Source organism: Kurthia sibirica (assembly GCF_003143975.1).
In the GTDB taxonomy this organism is placed as follows: domain Bacteria; phylum Bacillota; class Bacilli; order Bacillales_A; family Planococcaceae; genus Kurthia; species Kurthia sibirica.
Genome location: NZ_QFVR01000014.1, coordinates 22,540 through 41,664 on the forward strand (window position 1 = coordinate 22,540; position 19,125 = coordinate 41,664).

The 19,125-nt window shown below is 36.3% G+C and carries 19 protein-coding genes; 8 read left to right on the plus strand and 11 right to left on the minus strand.

Going from position 1 to position 19,125, the window contains the following annotated elements:
- Positions 1-137: 137 nt before the first annotated feature.
- The 4 genes from DEX24_RS10835 (at position 138) to DEX24_RS10850 (ending at position 4,244) form a co-directional block, all read left to right on the plus strand.
- On the plus strand, positions 138-446 hold the full coding sequence (locus tag DEX24_RS10835) for a metal-sensitive transcriptional regulator (protein ID WP_109306444.1): 309 nt from the start codon (positions 138-140) through the stop codon (positions 444-446).
- Positions 447-459: 13 nt separating this feature from the next.
- A complete protein-coding gene (gene copZ / locus DEX24_RS10840) occupies positions 460-669 on the plus strand; it encodes a copper chaperone CopZ (protein WP_109306445.1) in 210 nt (69 codons plus the stop codon).
- Positions 670-752: 83 nt separating this feature from the next.
- Entirely contained in the window at positions 753-2,957 is a 2,205-nt protein-coding gene (locus tag DEX24_RS10845) for a heavy metal translocating P-type ATPase (protein WP_170112917.1), read from the plus strand.
- A gap of 123 nt (positions 2,958-3,080) precedes the next feature.
- Entirely contained in the window at positions 3,081-4,244 is a 1,164-nt protein-coding gene (locus DEX24_RS10850; protein WP_109306447.1) for an MFS transporter, read from the plus strand.
- 55 nt (positions 4,245-4,299) lie between these two features.
- Here DEX24_RS10850 and DEX24_RS10855 read toward each other — a convergent pair whose 3' ends face one another.
- A complete protein-coding gene (locus DEX24_RS10855; protein WP_109306448.1) occupies positions 4,300-5,691 on the minus strand; it encodes an L-cystine transporter in 1,392 nt (463 codons plus the stop codon).
- 157 nt (positions 5,692-5,848) lie between these two features.
- Here DEX24_RS10855 and cls point away from each other — a divergent pair, with 157 nt between their 5' ends.
- Positions 5,849-7,321, plus strand: a complete 1,473-nt coding sequence (gene cls, locus DEX24_RS10860; RefSeq protein WP_109306449.1) for a cardiolipin synthase — start codon at positions 5,849-5,851, stop codon at positions 7,319-7,321.
- A gap of 78 nt (positions 7,322-7,399) precedes the next feature.
- On the opposite strand, the gene DEX24_RS10865 is transcribed toward cls, so the two are convergent.
- From DEX24_RS10865 to DEX24_RS10880, 4 genes are all read right to left on the minus strand, one after another.
- Positions 7,400-8,152: a M15 family metallopeptidase gene (locus tag DEX24_RS10865; protein ID WP_246131360.1), complete on the minus strand. Its 753-nt coding sequence runs from the start codon at positions 8,150-8,152 to the stop codon at positions 7,400-7,402.
- A gap of 189 nt (positions 8,153-8,341) precedes the next feature.
- Positions 8,342-8,587 carry a hypothetical protein gene (locus DEX24_RS10870; protein WP_109306450.1) on the minus strand — a complete coding sequence of 82 codons (246 nt, stop codon included), beginning with the start codon at positions 8,585-8,587 and terminating at the stop codon, positions 8,342-8,344.
- Positions 8,588-8,744: 157 nt separating this feature from the next.
- Positions 8,745-9,602 carry a membrane protein insertase YidC gene (yidC, locus tag DEX24_RS10875; RefSeq protein WP_186819598.1) on the minus strand — a complete coding sequence of 286 codons (858 nt, stop codon included), beginning with the start codon at positions 9,600-9,602 and terminating at the stop codon, positions 8,745-8,747.
- Between the two features lie 122 nt (positions 9,603-9,724).
- Positions 9,725-10,510 (minus strand): AraC family transcriptional regulator, encoded by a 786-nt coding sequence (locus DEX24_RS10880; RefSeq protein ID WP_109306452.1) that lies wholly within the window; start codon positions 10,508-10,510, stop codon positions 9,725-9,727.
- Positions 10,511-10,952: 442 nt separating this feature from the next.
- On the opposite strand from DEX24_RS10880, the gene DEX24_RS10885 reads away from it, so the two are divergent.
- Both DEX24_RS10885 and scpC read left to right on the plus strand, forming a co-directional pair.
- Positions 10,953-11,603: a LytTR family DNA-binding domain-containing protein gene (locus DEX24_RS10885; RefSeq protein WP_109306453.1), complete on the plus strand. Its 651-nt coding sequence runs from the start codon at positions 10,953-10,955 to the stop codon at positions 11,601-11,603.
- A 315-nt stretch (positions 11,604-11,918) separates the two neighbouring features.
- Entirely contained in the window at positions 11,919-13,436 is a 1,518-nt protein-coding gene (gene scpC / locus DEX24_RS10890; protein WP_109306454.1) for a succinyl-CoA:acetate CoA-transferase ScpC, read from the plus strand.
- Positions 13,437-13,575: 139 nt separating this feature from the next.
- Here the strand turns inward: scpC and DEX24_RS10895 are convergent, their stop codons facing one another.
- On the minus strand, positions 13,576-13,911 hold the full coding sequence (locus tag DEX24_RS10895) for a hypothetical protein (protein WP_109306455.1): 336 nt from the start codon (positions 13,909-13,911) through the stop codon (positions 13,576-13,578).
- Positions 13,912-14,358: 447 nt separating this feature from the next.
- Here DEX24_RS10895 and DEX24_RS10900 point away from each other — a divergent pair, with 447 nt between their 5' ends.
- Complete coding sequence (locus DEX24_RS10900) at positions 14,359-14,949, plus strand: TetR/AcrR family transcriptional regulator (RefSeq protein ID WP_109306456.1); 591 nt, start codon at positions 14,359-14,361, stop codon at positions 14,947-14,949.
- A gap of 210 nt (positions 14,950-15,159) precedes the next feature.
- Here the strand turns inward: DEX24_RS10900 and DEX24_RS10905 are convergent, their stop codons facing one another.
- The 5 genes from DEX24_RS10905 to DEX24_RS10925 all read right to left on the minus strand — a co-directional run bounded on the left by DEX24_RS10905 (position 15,160) and on the right by DEX24_RS10925 (position 19,123).
- The gene (locus DEX24_RS10905; RefSeq protein WP_109306457.1) at positions 15,160-15,627 is read right to left on the minus strand and encodes a Sec62 family protein translocation protein; all 468 of its coding nucleotides are present in this window, start codon (positions 15,625-15,627) and stop codon (positions 15,160-15,162) included.
- 124 nt (positions 15,628-15,751) lie between these two features.
- The gene (locus DEX24_RS10910) at positions 15,752-16,030 is read right to left on the minus strand and encodes a GNAT family N-acetyltransferase (RefSeq protein ID WP_109306458.1); all 279 of its coding nucleotides are present in this window, start codon (positions 16,028-16,030) and stop codon (positions 15,752-15,754) included.
- 39 nt (positions 16,031-16,069) lie between these two features.
- Positions 16,070-17,044: a ring-cleaving dioxygenase gene (locus DEX24_RS10915; RefSeq protein WP_109306459.1), complete on the minus strand. Its 975-nt coding sequence runs from the start codon at positions 17,042-17,044 to the stop codon at positions 16,070-16,072.
- Between the two features lie 171 nt (positions 17,045-17,215).
- Positions 17,216-18,148: a DUF1002 domain-containing protein gene (locus DEX24_RS10920; RefSeq protein ID WP_109306460.1), complete on the minus strand. Its 933-nt coding sequence runs from the start codon at positions 18,146-18,148 to the stop codon at positions 17,216-17,218.
- Between the two features lie 117 nt (positions 18,149-18,265).
- Positions 18,266-19,123 (minus strand): CvfB family protein, encoded by an 858-nt coding sequence (locus DEX24_RS10925; RefSeq protein ID WP_109306461.1) that lies wholly within the window; start codon positions 19,121-19,123, stop codon positions 18,266-18,268.
- Positions 19,124-19,125: the final 2 nt, after the last annotated feature.

The following is a 19,125-nucleotide window of genomic DNA, read 5'->3' on the forward strand; positions in this document are numbered from 1 at the left end:
TGTCACTTGCATACCCCATAGCAGTATGCTAAATTAGGCGTATCAAGAAATTCTTTTATCTCTAAACCTGATTTTTGCATACCCCCTATAGGTATGATACACTTAATCTATTAGTAAACAATAGGGAGTGAGATGCTATGACAACAACACATGAATGTGGTACTGAAAGAAAAAGTCACCATCCAGACCATGTGAAAAAAAACCTCGTTACGCGATTAAATAAAATCGAGGGACAAATACGAGGCATTAAAGGCATGATTGAAAAAGATGTCTATTGTGATGATATTATTACACAGTTAGCAGCCTCTCAATCCGCTTTAAATTCTGTTGCAAAAGTATTATTTGAAGGGCATTTAAAAGGTTGTGTAAAAAATCAATTATTAGAGGGCAATGAAGAGATCCTTGATGAACTCGTTGTAACAATGCAAAAACTAATGAAAAAATAAGGAGTGTTTGAAGATGACACAATCAATTCAATTACAGGTTTCTGGTATGTCTTGTGGTCACTGTGTAAATGCAGTCGAAAGTTCAGTTGGTGAATTAAATGGTGTTGAATCTGTAAAAGTAACATTAGACGCTGGTTTGGTAGACGTTGCTTTTGACGATTCACAAGTTTCAGTTGAGTCAATTAAAAATGCAATTGTTGAAGAAGGTTACACCGTTGCTTAAAAAGAAATAGCTACCACTTCTCAGGTAGCTATTCATTTTTAAAAAACGCATACCCCTATAGGGTATGGAAGGAGTGTTTTATGATGGCAAAAGAAGAACATAAAGTTGTCAATTTAGATATCCAAGGTATGACCTGCGCTGCTTGTTCTGCGCGCATCGAACGCGGTTTAAATAAAATGGATGGCGTAGATGCCAATATAAACCTCGTTCTTGAAAGAGGCCGCGTAACCATTAGCAATGACCTAACGGAAGAAGATATTATAAAAAAAATACAATCGATTGGTTATGATGCAGTCGTGCATCAAGAAGAACAGCCAGATGGACCTAACTTAAAAGAACTAGAAATTAAAAAGAAAACAAGACAATTTATCATTTCAGCTATTTTTTCACTGCCACTATTATGGACAATGGTCGCACACTTTTCATTTACATCTTTTTTATATGTTCCCGAACTTTTCATGAATCCTTATATGCAATGGGCATTGGCATCAGTCGTTCAGTTTGGAATCGGTTGGCAATTTTATCGCGGCGCATTTCTATCTTTACGCAATAAAAGCGCCAATATGGATGTACTTGTAGCGCTTGGTACTTCAGCTGCTTATTTTTATAGTGTTTATGTCGTACTCTCAAACCTATCACATATTTCAATGGGGGGTACACATTTAGATCTTTACTTCGAAACAAGTGCCGTTCTCATTACATTGATCATTCTTGGCAAATTATTTGAAGCACGTGCTAAAGGACATTCATCTGATGCCATAAAAAAATTGATCAATTTACAACCCAAAACAGCTTTTATTGAAAAAAATGGCGTGATACAAGAAATACCTATTGCTGATGTTCAAATCGATGACATTTTAGTTATTCGCCCCGGTAGCTCGATTCCTGTCGATGCCGAAGTTGTTGAAGGTACTTCAGCGGTAGATGAATCGATGCTTACTGGTGAAAGTTTACCTGTAGATAAAGAGCCGGGTTCAACGGTTTTCGCCGCAACAATTAACAATAACGGTCTTCTCCATGTGAAAGCAACTAAAATTGGGCGCGATACAGTCATCTCCAGCATCATTCGTATTGTAGAAGATGCGCAAGGTTCGAAAGCACCCATACAACGCCTTGCCGATCAAATATCGAGCGTCTTCGTACCTGTCGTAGTGGGAATCGCTGTTCTTACCTTTTTAATCACCTACTACTTTGTCGACGCAAGTAATTTTATACATGCACTTGAAAATACGATTGCTGTACTCGTGATTGCCTGTCCATGTGCACTAGGCTTAGCAACACCAACATCCATAATGGCTGGTTCAGGACGTGCAGCAGAGATTGGCGTGTTATTTAAAACAGCCGAATCATTGGAACAAACACAATCCATTCACACCGTTATTTTCGACAAAACAGGAACGATTACAAAAGGTAAACCAGTAGTTACAAATTATTATATCGACAAATCACAGGATCAAGAAAAAGTACTCGCTCTTATAGCTAGTGCTGAAAAAGCATCTGAACATCCACTTGCTCAAGCAATCGTCAACTACACAGAAGAAAAATTCCCTGTGAAGGCAGCAACTAATTTCACTGCCATTGCTGGTCATGGTATCGAAGCAACAATAGACGGGACATCGGTAATCGTCGGGACAAAACGTCTATTAGGCAATCGGTTGATTACCATTCAACAAATAGAAAATTTTGATGAAACAGGGAAAACAATTATGTACGGCGCCATTGATGGTCAGCATATCGCAACCATTGCAGTAGCTGATGAAGTGAAAGACAGCGCAAAAGAAGCAATCGCTCAACTACATGCCTTGAATATTAAAACAGTCATGCTAACAGGTGATGCACAGGCTGTCGCTCAAACAATCGCCAAACAAGTAGGAATTGACGAAGTAATCGCTGGTGTATTACCTGCCGAAAAAGCTAAAGAAGTGGCTCGTTTACAACAAGCTGGCCACAAAGTGGCAATGGTTGGTGATGGTATTAATGATGCTCCCGCTTTGGCAACAGCCGACATTGGAATTGCGATGGGAACCGGGACGGATGTCGCAATTGAAACAGCTGATATCACCGTTATGCAAGGTGATCTATTAAAAGTGGTACAAGCAATTAAAATGAGTAAAGCAACCGTTCGTAATATTAAACAAAATCTATTTTGGGCTTTAGCTTACAATACCATCGGTATTCCAATTGCTGCCGCTGGTTTTCTTGCACCGTGGCTTGCTGGCGCAGCTATGGCGTTTAGTTCGGTATCAGTCGTCTTAAATGCACTACGTCTTCAAAGACAAAAATTATAAGTATTACGTAAACATCTTCCTTTTTCAGGAAGATGTTTTTTATTGTACCATTTTGGTCATACAATGTTTTTCTATTTCTAGTATAGTATTACATAAGTATCTGTTTTAGAAAGAAGGGTTTCTATGAAAAAACCACTAATTCTCTTATTATCCGTACAATTTTTTGTTTATGTTGGATTTGGTTTAGTCATTCCGGTTTTACCGGTAGTTATTACAGACCAAGGTTTTAACACAATGCATGTCGGCGGACTGCTAACCGTCTACGCTTTAGCAAGCTTTTTCACCGCCCCAGCATGGGGGGCATTATCCGATAAAATGGGCCGCAAAAAGCTCATTTTAATCGGCCTGATTGGTTTTAGTTTCAGTTTTTTACTTTTTGCTATTTTCTCTCATTCATTAGTGATGATGTATCTTTCTAGAATAATCGGTGGCCTGTTCTCCGGCGCTCTTTATACGGCAGTTACTGGTTTCATCGGTGATATGTCCACAGAGGAAAATCGTAATAAATATATGGGCTTTATGGGAATGTCCATCGGTTTAGGTTTTATTGTCGGTCCTGGGATTGGTGGTCTTTTAAGTCACTTTGGCAATGATATTCCATTTTACACTGCTTCGTTGCTAATCTTTTTAATTTTCATATACGCGACTGTTATCTTAACGGAACCAGAGAGATTAGGTGAAGCGAACAAACGGGAGCTTATTCCTACTGGCACATCGACTTTATTAAAATATCGTGTACGTTATTTATTCCTCTTTTCTTTTATGGTGACATTTTTACTTGCAGGCGTCGAATCAACATTGCAATTATTCCAAATGGAAAAAATCAATATTACTGCAGCACAACTTGGTTCGCTATTTCTTTTTAGTGGTTTCGTTGATTTTCTAATTCAAGGTGGCGTCGTGCGTAAAGTGAAGGATGGACAAGAATGGAAGTGGCTGATTGGTGCACAAATTATTACTGCAGGCGGCCTTGTCTTATTTCCCTTCACAACAAGCTTAGCTTTTGCTGGTTTTGCCCTTTGTATCTTTACAGCTGGTAATGCGTTAGCTCGCACATTGACGACCTCCCTTGCTTCGAAAGAATCTGGAGGTAAATATGGTACTGCAGCAGGCTTGAGTTATTCTATGGACAATCTAGGGCGTATAATTGGCCCTCTCTTCTTCACATGGGTACTGACGATGCAACCAAATGCTACCTATATTATTTCAGCATCACTCGCATTATTAAGTATTTTCATCATACTGACTTTTAAAATGAGTAAAAAATCTTTACGTCGAGCAATATAAAAAAAGCGTTCAACATGTCATTTACTGACTTGTTGAACGCTTTTTCGATATTTCATTATACTTCTGCTAGATCTTGATCTTCTTTTGATTCGAGTACTTCTTTATCAATTTCTCCTGTTACACGTGCAGTAGTAAGACCTGAAACCATTGAACCACTTACATTTAATGCAGTACGCCCCATATCAATCAATGGCTCTACTGAGATTAAAATACCAGCTAATGCTACTGGTAAATCCATAGCTGATAATACGATGATTGCTGCGAATGTCGCACCGCCACCAACGCCAGCCACACCAAATGAACTAATCGCTACAACTGCAATCAATGTGAAGAGGAAGGTTGGTTCCAATGGATTGATGTTTACTGTTGGTGCAATCATCACAGCAAGCATCGCTGGATACACACCGGCACAACCATTTTGACCGATGGATACACCAAACGAAGCTGCGAAATTGGCGATCGAGTCTGGTACACCTAATCGTTTCGTTTGTGTTTGGATATTTAATGGCAACGCACCGGCGCTTGAACGTGAAGTAAAGGCAAATAGTAATACGGGAGCCGTTTTTTTCAAATACGTCAGTGGGCTGACACCTGTCAATGCCACAATGATTAGATGAATAACGAACATGGCAATCAAGGCAACATAAGATGCGATGACGAATTTACCCATATTGTAGATTGCTCCAAAATCCGATGTGGCAACAGTCGATGTCATAATCGCTAGAATACCAAACGGTGTTAAACGTAAAACGATTTTTACAATATTCATGACTAAAGCATAGATTGCATCAATACCTGTTTTTATCGTATCAGCTGTTTTTTCATCTTTACGACGAACACCTAAATAAGCAAAACCAAGGAAGGCCGCGAAAATAACAACGCCAATGGTCGAAGTTGCACGAGCTCCTGTTAAATCTAAAAATGGATTCGCTGGTAGTAGATCAATAATTTGCTGTGGCATTGTACGATCGCCCATTTCAGCGGTTTTAGCTACAATTTCCGATCCACGTGCTTGCTCATCGGAACCGTTCATCAATGAAGTAGCGTCTAGGTTAAAACCAGAAGCAGATGCGATACCAACTGCTGCTGCGACAGCTGTTGTACCCACTAACATGAAAATAATTAAGCCGGCCATTTTCCCGAAATTTTTACCGACAATAATTTTTGTGAAAGCGGCAATAATTGAAATGAATACAAGTGGCATGGCAATCATTTGTAATAACTTCACATAACCTGTGCCAATAATAGCAAACCATCCAGTCGTTTGTGTCACGACATCGGACGTAGCACCATAACTAAAATGTAATACTAAACCAAATAAAATACCAAGTGCTAAACCTGTAAATACACGTTTAGAAAATGACACATGTTTTTTATGCATAACTATTAATAAACTAATGAGTAGTAACAAGATCACTACATTAGTAATAATCAAAAATGTGTTCATACTGTTTCCTCCTAATTGTTTTTAACTGTAATATAAGTACATTGCAAAGAATAATACATTAATTCCTATAGGTCAAGTATGTTTTATCGTAATTGTCTATTTTTTTAACTTCTTCTGTTTATAGGCTATACTTATATTTGGACAAGCAGGGGGGAAAATGACTATGCTCAGCGACACGACCCATATTATTTCGACCAGTGTTTCTATTACTCTATTTTTCAACATACTTCTAGCAATTGCGATAATCTTTTTAGAAAGACGTGAACCTACCTCCACTTGGGCTTGGATACTCGTTTTATTCTTCATACCGATTGTCGGTTTCTTCTTGTATTTATTATTTGGCAGAAGACTCCGAAAAAAGCACTTGTTTCGTTGGGAAGGTAGAAAAAAAATTGGAATCGATACACTTGTAGATTACCAAATTGAATCGATTAATAAAGGTAATTTTGAATATCGACTTTCCGATACTGCGACAAAGTACAAAGAACTTATTTATATGCATCTCTTATCAAATGGTGCCGTACTGACACAGGACAATCATATTCAAATATTTGATGATGGCCAAGAAAAATTTGATGAACTACTTTATGATATTCATCATGCAAAATCACATATTCATATTCAATATTATATTTTTAAATTAGATCGCTTAGGAACACGTATTTTAGATGCGCTGATCATCAAAGCAAAACAAGGAGTACATGTTCGTTTACTCTATGATGAAATGGGTTCTAGAGGGGTGCATAAAAAAGACTTTAAAGAACTCATCGCTCTCGGTGGTGAGGTCGAAGTATTTTTCCCATCAATTATGCCGCTCATCAATCCTCGACTAAATTATAGAAACCACAGGAAAATAGTGATTTTGGATGGTCGCATCGGTTATGTTGGTGGTTTCAACGTCGGCGATGAATATTTAGGGCTAAATAAAAAATTCGGTTATTGGCGTGATACACATTTACGTATTGAAGGCAGTTCGGTCCATCCTTTACAAACACGCTTTTTACTCGATTGGAATCAAGCTTCTGACCGTCAAGACTTAGAGTATGCCGATACTTTTTTTCCAACATTTATACGCAAAGGTGATTCTGCTATCCAGATTGTCTCGAGTGGGCCAGATTCGCAATGGGAATCCATTAAAAATGGTTATATCAAGCTCATCAATATGGCCAAAAAATATGTCTATATACAGACTCCTTATTTCATACCAGATGATGCCTTTATGAATGCCGTTCGTATCGCCTGCCTATCAGGTATTGACGTCCGCATTATGATTCCAAATAAGCCAGATCATATTTTCGTTTATTGGGCGACATACTTTAATGTTGGATTGCTACTCGATGCAGGAGCAAAAATCTATATTTATGAAAATGGCTTCTTGCATACAAAAATGGTCGTCATCGATGATGAAGCTGCCTCTGTTGGTACAGCTAACATCGATTCAAGAAGCTTTAAGTTGAATTTTGAAGTGAACGCTTTTATTTATGATGAAAAAATAGCTCATCAGCTAGCAGAACTATTTGAACGCGATATACTAAACTCCACAGAGCTCACACTCGAACTTTACGCAAATCGTTCAACAATCATCAAAATGAAAGAATCTATTTCTCGATTAGTATCACCTATTTTATAAAGACAAAACGCGCCACAACAAATTGTTGTGGCGCGTTTTTAGTATATGAGAAAGATGACGAATATCAGCTAATGTTCATTAGCCTTTTTCATGTAAATATTCTTCTAATGTTGAATTATTTTTATAAATTTCTTGTGCAATCGACTGACCAACATATCTAAAATGCCATGATTCAAATTGATAACCTGTAATTTTCTCTTTACCCTCTGGATAACGCATGATGAAGCCAAAATCAGCTGCATTTTTTGCTAACCATTTACCGGCTGCTGTATCACCAAAGCGATCGTCGGCATAATCACCAGCATTACCAATCTCACCAATATCAAAAGCTAAACCTGTTTGATGTTCTGAAAAACCGGGTCTTGCACTATAGCGATCCGCTTTTTCAGCGCCATCACGCGCTACATAATTATTATACAATGTTTCTTGGCGTTCAAAAGAGCGATACGTACTAAAAGCATCAAATGTAAAATTAGCTTTTGCTGCTTTTTTATTTAATTCATTAAAAGCTGCTCTCGCTTCAGTACTTTCTCCTGGTGCAAAGTTTTTAGGCATTGGATACATCTTATTAGCCAATAAAATACCATTCACATAATGTTCTTTTTTCGGTATTTTTTTACCAACTATATAGCCTCCTGCATCTCTTTTCACATTTGATCCCTCACTTCCTTCGTTAGTAGCATTTTCTTTGGTTGATTTTGTACTATTTTGATATGCTGGATTGTCATTCGTATTGGGCGGATTTTTTGTTGAATCGTCGCATGCGCTCATCATTAATACCCCACCCATTATTACTATCACACGCATTGCTAAAAGGGTCTTTCCGTTCATACATATCTACCTCACTTCTATCTTTTTGACTAACAGAGTGGAATTATTCGCAAAAAAATATGATGCTATCCCTGTTATAGTTCAACTGCTATTATTCTACGCACTTGATGATGAGCATGTTTACAGTCACATCATTTCCTGGCATATAAATTGGCAATTGCTATAGGACAGCATCATATTAGACGATTATTACGTAAAAAGGTTGGCAACTAAAATTCCTGCTGAGGCTACTGCGAAAAATATTGACATATTTCTCATAAAACGAGCTTCTTTGTCATAGCCTTTTTTCGCCATATCCCTTGCTCTAAAACTATTTGTTAATGTGAACATAATCGTAATACAAAAAACAGCCCAATTGAACTCTTTTTGTATTAGTAACACAACGGCTAAGACACTCGTAATAATAACAGCTGCTCCTGATACTATTTTCATCATAAAGTAAACGCTCCCTATAAAAAAGAAGCTGCCTCATAAGGTTTTTCCCTTCATTGTCTTTTAAAATTCGAGCAATAAAATCTATATAACATAGATTTTCCACCCTCAGATTTCGAGATGAAAGAAATTACGCTTTAGGGACAACTCTTAATTGTACTTATTTTTTCTTTTTCTTACTCGCTTTAGCTGCACGTTCTGCAGGTGTTAGCTTCGCCTTTTCAGCTGGTTCAGCTGGTTGTTCAGGTTCTGAGCTACCAAAAAGCTTTTTCTTCGGCGTTGCTACTTCACCTTCAGGAACTGGAGGTGGATATAGTTTTCTACCTAAGAATGTTTGGAAGATTAACAATGCTCCACTCACAGACCAGTATAATGGTAGCGCGGCCATACTAGAGTATGACACGAACATAATCATAATTGGTGAGATATACATCATAATTTTCATTTGTTTCTTTTGTTGTTCTGGAACAGTCCATAATGACACTTGTGCTTGGAAGAAATAAATTGCCCCGGCAATCAGCGTCATTATTAAATCTGGTTTTCCTAATGTGAACCATAGGAACTCATGACCTTGAACAACATCAGAATAACGAATAGCAAAGTAGAGACCCATGATAATAGGCATTTGTATAATCATTGGTAGGCAGCCCATGTTAAGTGGATTGACACCATGCTTTTTATACAGCCCCATCATTTCTTGCTGAAGAACCATTTGTTCTTCTTTCGATTTCGTTTGTTTTAGTTTCTTTTGGATAGCATCCATTTCTGGTTTTAACTTATCCATTTTAACTTTCATACCCTGTTGATTTTTGTAGTTCTTGATCATGAAGGGCATTAAAACAAGACGAACCAATACGGTGATGATTATAATCGCGCCACCATATTCCTCTGTTAACACAGTATCACCGAAGAAATTAATTAAATAATCCATCGGTCTAACAAATGTGTTGTAGAAAAAGCCTTCTTTATTCTCAACAGAATCACATCCGGTAAGAACGAGCATAAGAAGACCAAGCATTGATACTAATCCAAGTTTCTTCTTCAATATTTTCACCTACATCAATTTTTTAACTACAATGAAGTATACAGTATGTTAGTACAACTAATCAAATCAAAGAAATATTCATTTTCAACTTGTTACTATAGTACTCTTTCAGGTAATTGGAAGCGGAAATATTCATGATCTAACTGATCACGAAAATGCTTTGGAGTAAGTCCTACATACTTTTTGAAAATTCTTGTGTAATAGCTTTGATTACAGAAGTGGAACTGCTCTGAGATGTTTGAAATGCTCTTATTTGTATGTCTCAAATAATATTGAGATTCTTCTACCCGGCGCACATTTAAATATTCGACTAGAGTAATGCCGACATGTTCCTTGAATATACGAGATAGATGTGATGTACTAATTGTGAAGTGTGCAGCGATATCCTCAACGGATAAGTCAGTTTCAACTTCATCATCAATATGCATAATTACCTTATTAACTGTCTGATGTTTATACGACGGTTGCTTTCTTTCAGAAATTACGTAAATATAAAATTCAATTAGATCATCAGCAAATTGAAGAAACTCTGCATCGTTCATACGTTGATCAATCATTTCAACACATGCTGCATTGAATGCAAATGCCTTTTTAAAAGGCGCCTGATTTTCGACTAATTTACGTGTAACGACAGACGATAAGACTACAAAATAATGACGTATTGCTCTAAAAAAGTGCTTACCAGAACGTTCAGAAAGAATGTCAATTAGTTTGCTAAGTGTTTCCTTCGCTGCTTCTTCTTCCAACTGATAAATTTCTCTCACTAACTGCGCTTCAATATCAAAAAACTTTTCGATGCCCTCATAACGGTTCATCGTCTCTATTTCTTGAAAGTAGCGTTTAGAAATTGCTTCAGAAATCGAATATTGGTGTTGTAGCATAGGCTCCCCATCTTTCTAAAATATTACGCATTTTGTAATAACCCACTTATTACTATATAACGAAAATAGTAATATGAAAATAGTTTTATACCTTTTGTCAGATAAAATGTAAAAATTTATAAAATAGTTCGTTATACTTAGTTCTTTCATTGCAAAAATACCTGTTTTTTATAAAAATTATACAATATTATCAATAAAAGGGAAAGCGCTTTATCAAAATTTTTTATCATTTTTATTTTATTTTTTTCGATTTACATTATTTTTTTCGGCTTAAAAATGTTATTTTCAAGCGTTTTCCACATCATTTTTTTGCCATTATTTTTTTTTTTTATTAATCTGATAATTTTCTTTACTTAATTTTAGTTATAATCTGTAGTAAAATGTTTAAACAGTGTGTAAAATAAGAATTTGAGAACATATGAAAGAAACGAGGTATGAATTAATGGATCCAAGATCAATCGAAGAATTGATAGAGGTTATTAAGGAGTTTTTCCCAGACAATACATCAATCGTTGTTTCAGACACGAAGGAATATTTATACTATCAGCCAAGCAAGAAAATTGATTTAAAAATCAAACCCGGCGATGCGATTCCTGAAGGCTCAGCAACACATAAAGCATTAGATTATGGTCAAAAGATCAATTCATTTATTGAACCTGATGTTTTCGGCGTGCCATACTATGGTATGAGTATACCGCTGATGGAAGAAGGCGAAGCTAAAGGTGCTATCACGGCCATCTTCCCACAAAAACCATCACCATTCCTAACAAATTATATTACGATTAAAATTGATGATTGCTGGTATCCTGTAAAACACAATGAAGTGATCTATCTAGAAACACAGCTTCGTAAAACTTTTGTCAAAACAATGTCAAAAGAAGGTTATCACCGCTTGAACTTAAGTGATTTAGAATTATTCTTATCACCAGACACATTTATTCGTTGTCACCGTTCATACATTGTCAACATCGATTTTATCGATGAAATTCAACCAGATTCACATTCAACATTCTTACTAATTATGAAGGACGGCACTCGTATTCCAGTCAGCCAGCGTTATGCTAGTTACTTCCGCCGCTCTTTAGGGTTCTAATATAATTTTCAAAAGGTCTTAGAAATCACGATGATTTCTAAGACCTTTTTTATTTAACCATTACTCTTTTAGTCTGACCACGTAGAAAATAAATAATCATTCAAATTTCATCCTAACACTTTGTACTGCTAAAACCATACTAAAACGATAAACATTTTTCTATTTCCGTAAAGCATTTTCTCTTTAAATCCTTTTTTATCCTCTTTCATGTACTACTACGACAAAATGTGACAAATTAGTGATAAGCTCAAATAGAAACTCAAATGCTCGATTTATTCGTTTATAAATATGTATATATAGAAGGAGAAATTCAAAATGACTGCTAAAGTTGAAGAAAGATTACGTGCTTCTGCGCTTTCAAACAAGGTAATGTCCGCACAAGATGCTGCTAAACTTGTCAAAGATGGTATGACACTAGGGTTAAGCGGCTTCACTCGTGCTGGAGATGCAAAAGCTATTCCACTAGCATTAGTTGATCGTGCAAATGCTGGAGAAAAATTCAAAGTTAATGTTTTTACTGGGGCTTCTCTTGGTTCAGACATCGACGCTAAAATGTCAGATGCTGGTATCGTCAACAAACGTTTACCATTCCAATTAGATCGCACTATGCGTGGCCATATTAATAAACAAGATATGTATTTTGTTGACCAACATTTATCTGTAACAGCAGAATATTTACGTCAAAATGCAATTGACCCTATTGATATTGCAGTAGTAGAAGCTGTAGCCATTACCGAGGATGGTCAGTTAATACCAACTACTTCAGTTGGTAACTCACCAATCTACGTACAATATGCAAAACAAGTCATCATCGAATTAAATCTTGCTTCATATGAAGCATTAGAAGGTATTCATGATATTTATGTACCTGAAGAACAAGGCAAACGTGGTGCAATTCCACTAATGAATGCTTCCGATCGTATCGGTACTATCGGTATCCCATTAGATTTTGATAAAGTAGCTGCAATTGTTTTAACAGATCAAGTAGATACGCCAACAACGATGGCTGCTATTGATGATGAAACACAACAAATTGCTGATAATATTATCGATTTCCTACGTAATGAAGTAAAAGAAGGTCGTTTAACTGATACATTAGCACCGCTTCAATCTGGTGTTGGTTCAGTAGCCAATGCTGTACTTGGTGGAATGGTCAACTCTGAATTCAAGGATTTAGAAGTGTATTCTGAAGTCCTTCAAGATTCTGTTTTTGATTTGATCGATGCTGGGAAAGTTAAATTTGCTTCGGGCTGTGCAACATCACTGACAGCTGATAAATTAGACACTGTTTTTGGAAACTTAGACAAATACAAAGATAAATTATGCTTGCGCCCACAAGAAATTTCGAATCATCCTGAACTAGTACGCCGCATGGGTCTTATTGCGATGAATACGGCTCTTGAATTCGATATTTATGGCAATGTAAACTCAACGCATGTTGCAGGTAACAAAATGATGAATGGTATTGGTGGTTCTGGTGACTTTGCCCGTGCAGCACGTATTTCGATCTTCATTACAAAATCATATGCTAAAGAAGGAAAAATTTCTTCAGTAGTACCTTTTGTTTCACATGTTGATCACAATGAGCACGATGTTGATGTATTAGTTACCGAACAAGGTCTTGCAGATTTACGTGGTTTAGCGCCTCGTCAACGCGCTGAATTAATTATCGAAAAATGTGTACACCCTGATTACAAACCTGCACTTCTTGCTTATGTAGAAGAAGCAAACACACGTGGAGGTCAAACACCTCACGTCTTAGAAAAAGCATTCTCATTCCATACAAATCTTTCAAAATATGGTCAAATGATCGCTCCTGAGGATGAAAAATAATATTGTTTCAATAAAAAGCATGGAAATCAAATGATTTCCATGCTTTTTTCTCTTCATTCAGCTCATACTATAATCAACAGCATGCACACTATACAAGAAAGGACAGATCACACTGTATGTATGATCTGCCCTCAGCATTTTATTTTTTAGCGTCTAAGCGTTCCTGTGTTTCTTCGTTATAATATTGCACAGTTGTTAGAGCACCTTCAGATACCATCTCTTTTTCTTCAAGTTGGTAATCTTTTTCTTCATCACCGGTAATACTATCATCAAATTCCGTAGGTGGTACCACCGTTGAATTGCCATTGCGTTTTTCTTGTAGCGATGATTTTTGTGTTTCAATAAAATCATTCACCTTTGTTTTTGTACTATTAAATGCTTCTAAAGCTTTGTCTCTGTTTTCAGGTTTTCGTAAGTATGCATAAGCTCCTGCTGCCAATCCAGCTAATAATAATGATTTTTTTTTGTTTCCCATAATTTTCTCATTCCTTCCAGTTGATTCTCTTTAAAATAACTTATACCCTAGACGAAGCAAATTCAATCGTTTCCATGGTGTTTTTCATGTCATTTTTAAGATATCTTCATCAAAATTTGAAAATCCAACTTATATGTTTACTATTTAATTATCTCATATTCTCTCTCTTTTTTCGAATGAAAGCAATGTTCTTGCGTTTCATTTATTTTCCATGTATACTAAATATAGATTCTAAAGTTAGTAATCACTAACTATTTTACAGAATATATAACAAAGAATCTGAATTTTAGCGTGTACTATTATGTTTTTATACATGACTTTAACGCTTTTACTATTTCGTCACTATATATTCTTCGTCTTTGAGAGTAGTCGGAAGCTACTCTCTTTTTTTTATACATACTATTATGCTATCATAATCATGAACAACTAAAGTTTGGAGTGGGCTACATGACAATAAAAAAAATGTCTAAAGGCGATCTGACAAAACAACGTATTTTACTTGTTGCACAAGAGTTATTTTATAAACATGGCTTCGACTCTACCTCTACTGCATCAATCGCTAAAAAAGCAAATATCTCTGAGGCGGCGATGTACAAATATTTTAAAAGCAAAAGCAAGCTACTCATTGCCGCAGTTGAGCCTACTATAAAACAAAGTCGTCTTGCGAAAGATTATGAACCATTATCTAATGACCAGCTTGTTGATTTATGGACAGCTGATTTATTAGATAATATTTTAGTAAATAGACCACAGTTTACAATATTATTCACCGAAGCTGTTCGTCATCCAGAAATCTCTGAGCAATACGTCGAACAAGTATACCAACGTACAAATGGTGACAATGAACTGTTAAAAAGAATGGAAGATGGTCGTTTGAAAAAACAAGATGTCATGTTTTTCCAAATAGGTATAATCGGGGCTATTTTAGCTATGATTCAGCATCTTCATATACATCAACAATTAACAACATTTACTGAGATGCCAATGGCTATCCAGCTATTCGCTACCACCGCTGTAAAAGGTTATTTACTCGCATGAACGAAAATTCTTACCTTCCGACTTTCTCGGGAGGTTTTTTACTATCGTAAAAACTTCTAAAAGAGCGTAGGCTTTTCATCGCCCTTTTGGGTACAGACTAAAATGAAATATTACTTTTGAAGCTAGCGTTCTCACCATTTCTTTTAATAGCATGTTATTATGGACGAATCTAAAAAGGCAATGAACATCAACAGCTCATTGCCTTGCCTTTTAATTGTGTAATGTTTCTTTATCATGAGGATGCAGCTCATCCATTGGTTCTTTTCGTACAAAAAATAGAATGGCAGCAATATAAAATAAAATAGCCGTTAATGTGACAACTCCAGAAAATACACCCGCCACTATTAATAGAAGGCCAATCTTTTTGTAGCTTGCACCTTTTTTCATTTGAAGCCAAGTGACAATAGCCAATATGATACTTACTATTAATGCACCTATAAGGACATAATTAAGCGTACTGGCTAACGGTACAATAGAATCCCAGACTTCTGTCACTTCTTCAACTGTCAACGGTTGACCCGTTGTATTTTTATTTTGTTCTTCAACGAATGTATCCAATAATAATGTATTTTCATTGATAAATTTGATGCCTACCATCAATATAATCCCTACAATAATAAATAATAAATTGACGAGTGAAGCACTGACAATTAGTATTTTTTCTATCAGTCTATTCAATATGAACATCCCCTTCATCTAGCAGTTATTCTACCTATTCTGTCATCAAAATATACCCACAAAAAAAGGCTATACTGTTTTGAACTCGTGCATCATCAAAACAGTATAACCTCTCATTATTTATTTACGCTTTAATATCATCATATTCTGTTGAACGATTGAAGGCTGCCACGACATATGAGCATACTGCTTCAATTTTAAAGCCTTCTGCACGCGCATAATCGCTTACACGATTAACTAGTTGCTTAGCAATCCCTTGACCTCGCAATGAATCATCAACAAAAGTATGTTCTACAACCAATATATCGCCTAATTGTGTCCACGAAATTTCTGCAAGTACTTTCCCGTCTTTTTCATAGATAAATGCGCCAGCACCATCTAATTGTTTTAAAGTAAATTCCATATGGTTAGCCCCCTTTTTTTAACATTCTACCATAATTATTTATTTTTTAATTGTTAGAGGTTTTAATTTCGCTTCAATTTCTGCGCGTTGTGGTTCCAAGAATGGTGGTAATGCCAATGTTTCTCCTAATAATTCAACCGCTTCATCCGATGCAAAACCTGGCCCATCTGTAGCAAGTTCAAATAATATGCCATTTGGGTCGCGATAATAAATAGAACGGAAGTAATAACGATCCACCTTACCTGATGTAGAATAGCCTAAATCATCAAATTTCGCCATCCATTGATCGTACTCTTCAAATGTATGAACACGTAGTGCAACATGATGAACACTACCTCTACCCGGTCTTTCTACCGGCAAATCAGCACGTTCCTCAATATGGATTTCACCTGCTGGACCTCCCAACCCTGTAGAATAGACAATAATATCAGGTTGATTTTCAACTAAGGATGGATAGGTGCCGACTTTTTCAAAATTAAATGTTTCTGTTAAGACTTTAATAGTGGCTGCAGGATTTCGTAGAGTGAGTGTTACGCCACCTAAACCAACAATTGCATACTCAGTTGGAATACCTTCAACTGCCCAAGCCTCGCCGTAAGGAATACCTGATCCATCATCCACAACCAAGATAAAACGGGCCAAATCTTCATCTCGGAATGCGACTGTTGAGCGACCAAATCGATGTTCAATTTCACCATGTTCTATACCAAATTCTTCAAAACGTTTTAACCAAAACTTCAATGCATCTAAAGATTTCACTCGGAAAGCAGTATTATTAATACTTGATACGCCTTCATATGTTCTTCCAGCGATTGGAATATCAAAATAAGTCATATCTGTCCCAGGTGAACCAACAGCATCAGCATAAAATAAATGATAAGAAGATGTACTATCTTGATTGACTGTTTTTTTAACTAAGCGCATACCTAAAATCGTTGTAAAAAAATGATGGTTCCGTTCTATATGAGAAGTGATAGATGATACATGATGAATACCGCCTAATGTTAATGACATAAAAAATGCCTCCTATTGATGTGTTTGAATTTATCTTGAATTCAAGATATTAATATGTCTTTATAATAACATGATAAAAATTGAATTGCAAATAGTCTATTTATCCAATATTTTCTTATATAAAAATAAAAAAAGTCATTTTAGCATCTGCTAAAATGACTCTACTACTATTTAATTAAACCAACCTTTTACTGTATCAGCAAGGTTTTGGAAGAATTCTTTGACACTAGCCCAAAAACCGGTATTGCTGTCCATATCATTTTTCAAATTACTTATTTTATCTTTTAATGTGTTATTAAACTGATCTAATTGTGAAGACCATTTACTAAAATCGATATCTAATTTACTAATTTTATTCATTAAATCGATTAGTAATTGACGGTCTTGATCACTTAATTCAATTTTTAGCGTACTTAATTTATCATCAACAATTTTCGCAACATCTTCTTTTGTTGCTGGTTTTTGTTCAGCTATCGATTGCTTGATCTCTGTTAATAATTGGCTTACCTTATCATCTGATACACCTGAATTTTTAGCTAAATCCGTTGCTACACCTAGTTCTTGATTAGCTACGTCAGTACGTTCTGGATCTAATTTTTTACCAGTCGTTACTTCGTATGCTTTATAAATGCCTGCTAATGCAGAGTGTCCTGACACTTTTTTGGGTGCTGCCACATCCACTTTCGCATCTTCAATACCCGCTGTCAGCATGGCATTTGAATACATATCTGAAGTAACCTGCGTAATATTATCTGGTGTTACAATATTGATTACTAACCCTTCACCCTTGTCTGCAGGTGTGATTTTTGCAGATGAATACAAGCGTGCACGCGCATCACCGTCTTGAATATATTTTGCAATATCTTCACCGGTAATTGTAATTTCTTCTGTTTCTTCATCGGCAGCTACGTTTAAACTTGCTTTAACACTTGCTTTTTCATCAGCTGTTAAAGATGAACCATAGACTGCTATCGGCACTCCTAATTTTTCATTGACGCCACTAGTTGTTTGCGTAGAAGAACTAGCGTGACCGATAACAGGTGTTGCTACAGTTGTTGTCGTTAGGCATAGTGCTGCTAAAATGGCGAATGCTTGTTTTTTCATATGATCGTAACTCCCCTCATTTTATTATATTCTACATACTCTACTACTATAATACGAAAAAAAGGAATAAAGGTTTCGATAAAATAAATATCATCGTCCTTCATTCCTCTGTACTTACTATTTAATTGATGTCCAACCGTCTTGTTGTTCAATGCGCTCCGCTTTCATTAATGTACCAAGTGCACGTTTGAAAGAACCTTTACTCATATTGAACATTTCTTTGATTTCATCCGGCGATGACTTATCTCCAAATGGCATTTTACCGCCAGCTTGCTCAAGATATTCAAAAATTTGTTCTGCATCAGCTGAAAGTCTTTCGAATACGCGAGGAAGCATTGATGCATTAACTGTACCGTCTTCCTTCACTTCGATTACACGAACGGATACATCAGAACCAAGACGTGGCTCTGCTTTTCTTTCAGATTCATGGACAAATATACGTACCGGTGAATCGACACCAATTAGGAAAGTTCCTACTGGTAATAAACGATATGGACGAGCGATGATATTTTTGTTGAAAATTTCTGGATCTGCATCTTCATACAAATCTAACATGCGATCTTCCGTTATTAAACGACCAAAAAGACCACCGTCACGGTCTGTACGTAATGTTAAATACAGATGATGTCCCGGTTGAGGCCAAAGTGATTTCAACTTTGGTAAATCCTCTGCAGGTACTAATACTTCACGCGAAGTACCGATATCAACATAAGCACCTTCACGATCTTTAACATGAAGTACTTTCGCCCAGCCGTACTCGTCTTTTTTAATATGAGGAACAGCTAAAGTTGCTGATAAACCACCACGACGATCGGCAAAGATAAACACCTCTACTTCATCACCTACTGCTAGTTCTTCAAGTACCTCTGATTCGTTCAATGGGAAATCCATTTCGTTGTTCGTTAAAACATATTTTGATTCTAGTTTTTCTTTGACGAGTAGTTTTACTACGTCGCCTGATTCAATTTGCGTCATAC